5 protein-coding genes are annotated in these 4,333 nt (G+C 67.8%); all 5 read left to right on the top strand.

The window, feature by feature from the left end; genetic code table 11:
• Positions 1 to 454 precede the first annotated feature (454 nt).
• The 5 genes from AB0637_RS24800 to AB0637_RS24780 all read left to right on the top strand — a co-directional run bounded on the left by AB0637_RS24800 (position 455) and on the right by AB0637_RS24780 (position 4,233).
• Positions 455 to 1,183, top strand: a complete 729-nt coding sequence (locus tag AB0637_RS24800) for an RHS repeat-associated core domain-containing protein (protein WP_366175455.1) — start codon at positions 455 to 457, stop codon at positions 1,181 to 1,183.
• Positions 1,184 to 1,248: 65 nt separating this feature from the next.
• Complete coding sequence (locus AB0637_RS24795) at positions 1,249 to 2,568, top strand: ISL3 family transposase (RefSeq protein WP_366175453.1); 1,320 nt, start codon at positions 1,249 to 1,251, stop codon at positions 2,566 to 2,568.
• A gap of 29 nt (positions 2,569 to 2,597) precedes the next feature.
• Entirely contained in the window at positions 2,598 to 2,798 is a 201-nt protein-coding gene (locus AB0637_RS24790) for a hypothetical protein (RefSeq protein WP_366175451.1), read from the top strand.
• Between the two features lie 155 nt (positions 2,799 to 2,953).
• A complete protein-coding gene (locus AB0637_RS24785; RefSeq protein ID WP_366175449.1) occupies positions 2,954 to 3,775 on the top strand; it encodes a DUF4262 domain-containing protein in 822 nt (273 codons plus the stop codon).
• 71 nt (positions 3,776 to 3,846) lie between these two features.
• Entirely contained in the window at positions 3,847 to 4,233 is a 387-nt protein-coding gene (locus tag AB0637_RS24780; RefSeq protein ID WP_366175448.1) for a hypothetical protein, read from the top strand.
• The last annotated feature ends 100 nt before the right edge of the window (positions 4,234 to 4,333 follow it).

The raw sequence follows: 4,333 nt of genomic DNA, 5'->3' as shown, positions 1-4,333 counted from the left end.
AGAGGTCCTTCGAAGCATCACGCGGTGGCCGCCTTCTACGTCTCAGCCACGCCGGTCAGCGGGGGTGGTCATACACCACTCTGGTGGACTCCACTTCGCGAGGTGGACGACCCCGCCCCCGCACCGGCTCCCGAGCCCAAGCATCAGGTCCCTGCTGCTCCCGCTGGCAGTGGCCGGCGCGCTCGAGGTGCCCACTTCAGTCACGCTCACGGCCGACTCTTCGGCGTGCTGCGCGCTGTCGCCATCACCGCAGTCGTCCTGACCGTCCTGACCGCCGGTGGCGGCGTCTACGCCTTCCACAAGCTCCAGGGCAACATCAACGCCCAGGACCTCGACCCTCTGACCGGTGCGAAGCCGTCGGATGAGTCGACGAAGGACCCGACCACCGGTCAGGACGCCGTCAACATCCTCATCATGGGCAGCGACACCCGGGCCCTGTCCGATGGCACCGGCGATGAGTACGGCGGCCGCCCTGATCAACGAGGCCGACGGCGCCGTCAGCCGCTACGTCACCGGCCCCGACGCCGACCTGACCGCCGTAGTCAGCCTGACAGCCGACGGCACCAGCGGCCTGGCCTGGCAGGTCATCAACCTGCACGGCGACATCGTCGCCACCGTCCCAGGCGGTACTACGGCCACCGCCATCGCGGCGATCATGACCGATGAGTTCGGCGTTGTCCTGGACGCTACGCCCGGCCAGAACAACACGGCCACCTCCCGCTACGACTGGCTCGGCGGCAAGCAACGCTCCAGTAACGCCCGCGCTGGTCTGACATTGATGGGTGTACGTCTTTACAACCCGGCGACAGGACGATTTGCGTCTGTGGACCCCGTCCCGGGTGGTAACGCGAATGCCTACACGTATCCGTCGGACCCAGTGAATCAGTTTGACACTGACGGGCGGGCGTCGAAAGGCCGAAAGCTGTGGCGATGGGTGAAAAAGAACCGTGGCACCATCTTCTCGGTAGGCGCGACGCTCACCTGCCTCGTCCCAGGTGTTGGGTGGGCGGCATGCGCAGTTGCGCAAGGTGTCGCATACGGGGTTCGCGCTCAGCAGCGAGCCGCCAATGGCGGTGGCTGGAGAAAAACTGCCCGAGCAAATGCGCTGGATGGCATCTTCACTTTTGCGGCTCTTCACGAACGAGGGTGTAGCGGTGACGTTGGGCGACGGGCGCGTCGCTGACCGGGTAGGGGGCCGAGGCCTTCCAGGATGGGAGTTCTCACACAGCCCGACCGGAAGACCTCGACGTGCCCGACGCTACCTTCACCACCCCTGACCTGACGACCTTCACCGGCCTGGACGACCTCGGTCTGACCGTCGTGGGCCAACGTCTCGAACCCCACCGCGCGGTTCTGGACTGCCGTGTCACCGAGGCAGACGACTGGTGCCGCCGCTGCGGCTGCCATGGCCGGCCCATCGGCACCGTCGTCCGCCGCCTGGCCCACGTCCCGTTGGGATGGCGACCTACCACCCTGCACGTCCGCGTCCGCCGCTACCGCTGCGCCGACTGCGCCCTCACCTGGCGTCAAGACACCACCGCCGCAGCTGAACCCCGCGCGAAGCTGTCCCGGGGTGGCCTGCGGTGGGCGTTGATCGCGATCGTGGTCCAGCACCTCACCGTCGCGCGGATCGCTGAGGCGTTGGCCGTGAGCTGGAACTGTGCGAACGACGCAGTCCTGGCCGAAGGACACCGAGTCCTCATCGCCGATCCTCATCGCTTCGACGGGGTCAGCGCGATCGGCGTCGATGAGCACGTATGGCGCCATACCCGGCGCGGGGACAAGTACGTCACCGTCATCATCGACCTCACCCCGATCCGCTGCGGCACAGGCCCAGCTCGGCTGCTGGACATGGTCGAGGGCCGCTCCCAGCAAGCCTTCTCGGCGTGGTTGGCCGCCCGCCCGAAGGATTGGCGAGACAGCGTTGAGGTCGTGGCCATGGACGGCTTCACCGGCTTCAAGAACGCCGCAGCGCAGGAAATTCCCGACGCGATCACGGTGATGGACCCCTTCCACGTCGTCCGCCTGGCCGGGCAAGCCGTAGATGACGTCCGGCGGCGTCGGCAGCACGAACTGCACGGCCATCGAGGCCGCAGGGAAGACCCGCTGTATCGCGCCCGGCGGGTTCTGCACACCGGCGCGGACCTGCTCACCGACCGCCAACGAACCCGGCTGACCACCCTGTTCGGCCACGGCGTCGACCACGACGATCATGTCGAGGTCGAGGCGACCTGGGTGGTGTATCAGCGGATGATCGCGGCCTACCGTCACCCCGACCGCCGCGCCGGAAAGACTGCGATGAGCGACCTCATCGACTCCCTGAGCGGGAAGATCCCCGCCGTGCTGCGCGAGGTCCGTCGGCTGGGGCGGACGTTGAACCGGCGCGCAGCGGACGTGCTGGCCTACTTCGACCGTCCCGGCACCAGCAATGGCCCGACCGAAGCGATCAACGGGCGGTTGGAGCACCTGCGCGGGTCGGCCCTGGGGTTCCGGAACCTGACGAACTACATCGCCCGATCCCTGCTGGAGGCGGGCGGGTTCAGGCCCCGGCTACACCCTCGTTCGTGAAGAGCCGCTTTAGGGCCTGCCTCGGCGCTGTGCTCCTGTTCCTCGCGGTCGTGCTGCTCGTGAAGGCAGGCAACTCGCGTGACGTGGTGGGGAGCTGCATTCCCCTCGTGGTGGGGGCGGAGCTGATGCTGCCTCGCGAGGAGCGGAGCGGCCGTGCGGTGCGGGTGGTGAGGACGGTGCTCCTCGCGGTGGGGGTGACTCTGGTCGTCGTGAGCATCGCTGTGCTGTAACTCGGTGGTGGGCCGGGTGCAGCGAGGAGCGACGTCACGCAGGGGCGCACACACCGCGGGATGACCGGAAGGTCGTGGGTAAGCCTTCTGCGCCAACCGTGGGCTCCAACGCGCACTCCTGACCGCGCGGCGGGTTCGCGCCCTACAGTCGCGGGATGGGCGAAGATCACCACGAGCACCTTCCCGCGGCGATCGCGGAGCTGAAGGCGATGATCGCCGAGTACGGCGTCGCGGTGCGCCACGTCTTCCCTGCCCACGGCGAGCACCGGATGGACTACGCCTACACCGTCGGTCTGACCGCGGTGGGTCACCCCGAGATCGTCACCGAAGGCCTCCCACAGGAGTCGGCTCACGCCTTCCTCAACGCCGTCGCTGACGACGTGCACCAGGGCCGCACCTTCCCCGCCGGCACCGTCCGGAGCGACCTGACCGGTGAGCCTGCTCCCGTCGCCTTCGTCAGCGTGGAGGACACCGAGGGGTTGGACGCCATCAGCGACGTCTACCCCGACCTCGAGATGATCCAGGCCGTCCAGCTGATCTGGCCTGACTCAGCCGGGCGGCTGCCCTGGCACCGCGGGTACGCCAACCCGTTGAACCAGCAACGTCTGCGCGGGCCGGTGCCGGCGGAGGTGTTGGCTCTTCCCGCCCCGGCCACATCGGTAGGCGACGATGCGGCGGATGACCTGGCCGATGACCTGGTTGTCACTGAGGAGGGGGTCGTAGCGGTCAGCCCTGAGGTTCTCTCCGGCGCGGTCGCGACTAGCGCCTGGCACACCGGCAGCGGTCTGTGGTGCTTCACCACCGATTCCGCGCGGCAGTTGTCGATGGCCGGGCCGTTGGTGGGAGTGAACGAGGCGTACCTGCTCACTGTGGATCCTTCGCTAGCCGACGTCGTCGACCTGCCGGTGGGGGTGCGTGCTACTCGTCAGGCCGAGCACCGCCATCAGTGGGTGCGTTACCCGGAGGGCAGTGCCTGAAGCAGCTGAGATGCAATCGCCAGTCGTCCACGACGCGGGATGACCGCGAGGTCTGCTGACAGGATCGTCAGGTGTCCTGGAAGCCGCCGATGCAGGAGAGACCTCCCCGAGACGACCGCGTCGAGGCGTGCCGCGACCGCGGAGCTCACCTGCAGCACGCTGACGGTCGCCAGGCGGTCCTGTACTGCCGCGTCGACACCGGCTGGACCTGCACGGGTGGGCACCTGTGGTGGCGGCAATGGTCAGCCCCCCACTACCGGCTTGAGGGACTCTGGTTCGAGGACGATGACCTGGTCAGCGACTTCGTCACGGTCGGGCAGGAGTTGGTGACGACTCTCGACGACTTCGACCGGGGTGTCTTCGTCTTCGCCGGCGGGCATTGGCAGGTGCGGTGGATGGACGATGACGCCTCTCGTGCTTTCCGTGAGGGGCAGGACATCGACGTCTACGAATCCTGACCTCACGCGCACCGCGGGATGACCGTGAAGTCGCCAGCCGCGTGGGCGGCGGGATGATCAGATGATGCTGGGGTCGGTGACGTCCTTATTGAGCCGGGGG

It is taken from the genome of Kineococcus sp. NPDC059986 (assembly GCF_040702905.1).
Taxonomy (GTDB): Bacteria; Actinomycetota; Actinomycetes; order Actinomycetales; family Kineococcaceae; genus Kineococcus.
This window is presented reverse-complemented; position numbering and strand designations above follow the sequence as displayed.

Bases quoted from the DNA above. Each gene is read 5' to 3' on its own strand.
- AB0637_RS24800 (WP_366175455.1), top strand. From the start codon at position 455: ATGAGTACGGCGGCCGCCCTGATCAACGAGGCCGACGGCGCCGTCAGC.
- AB0637_RS24785 (WP_366175449.1), top strand. From the start codon at position 2,954: ATGGGCGAAGATCACCACGAGCACCTTCCCGCGGCGATCGCGGAGCTG.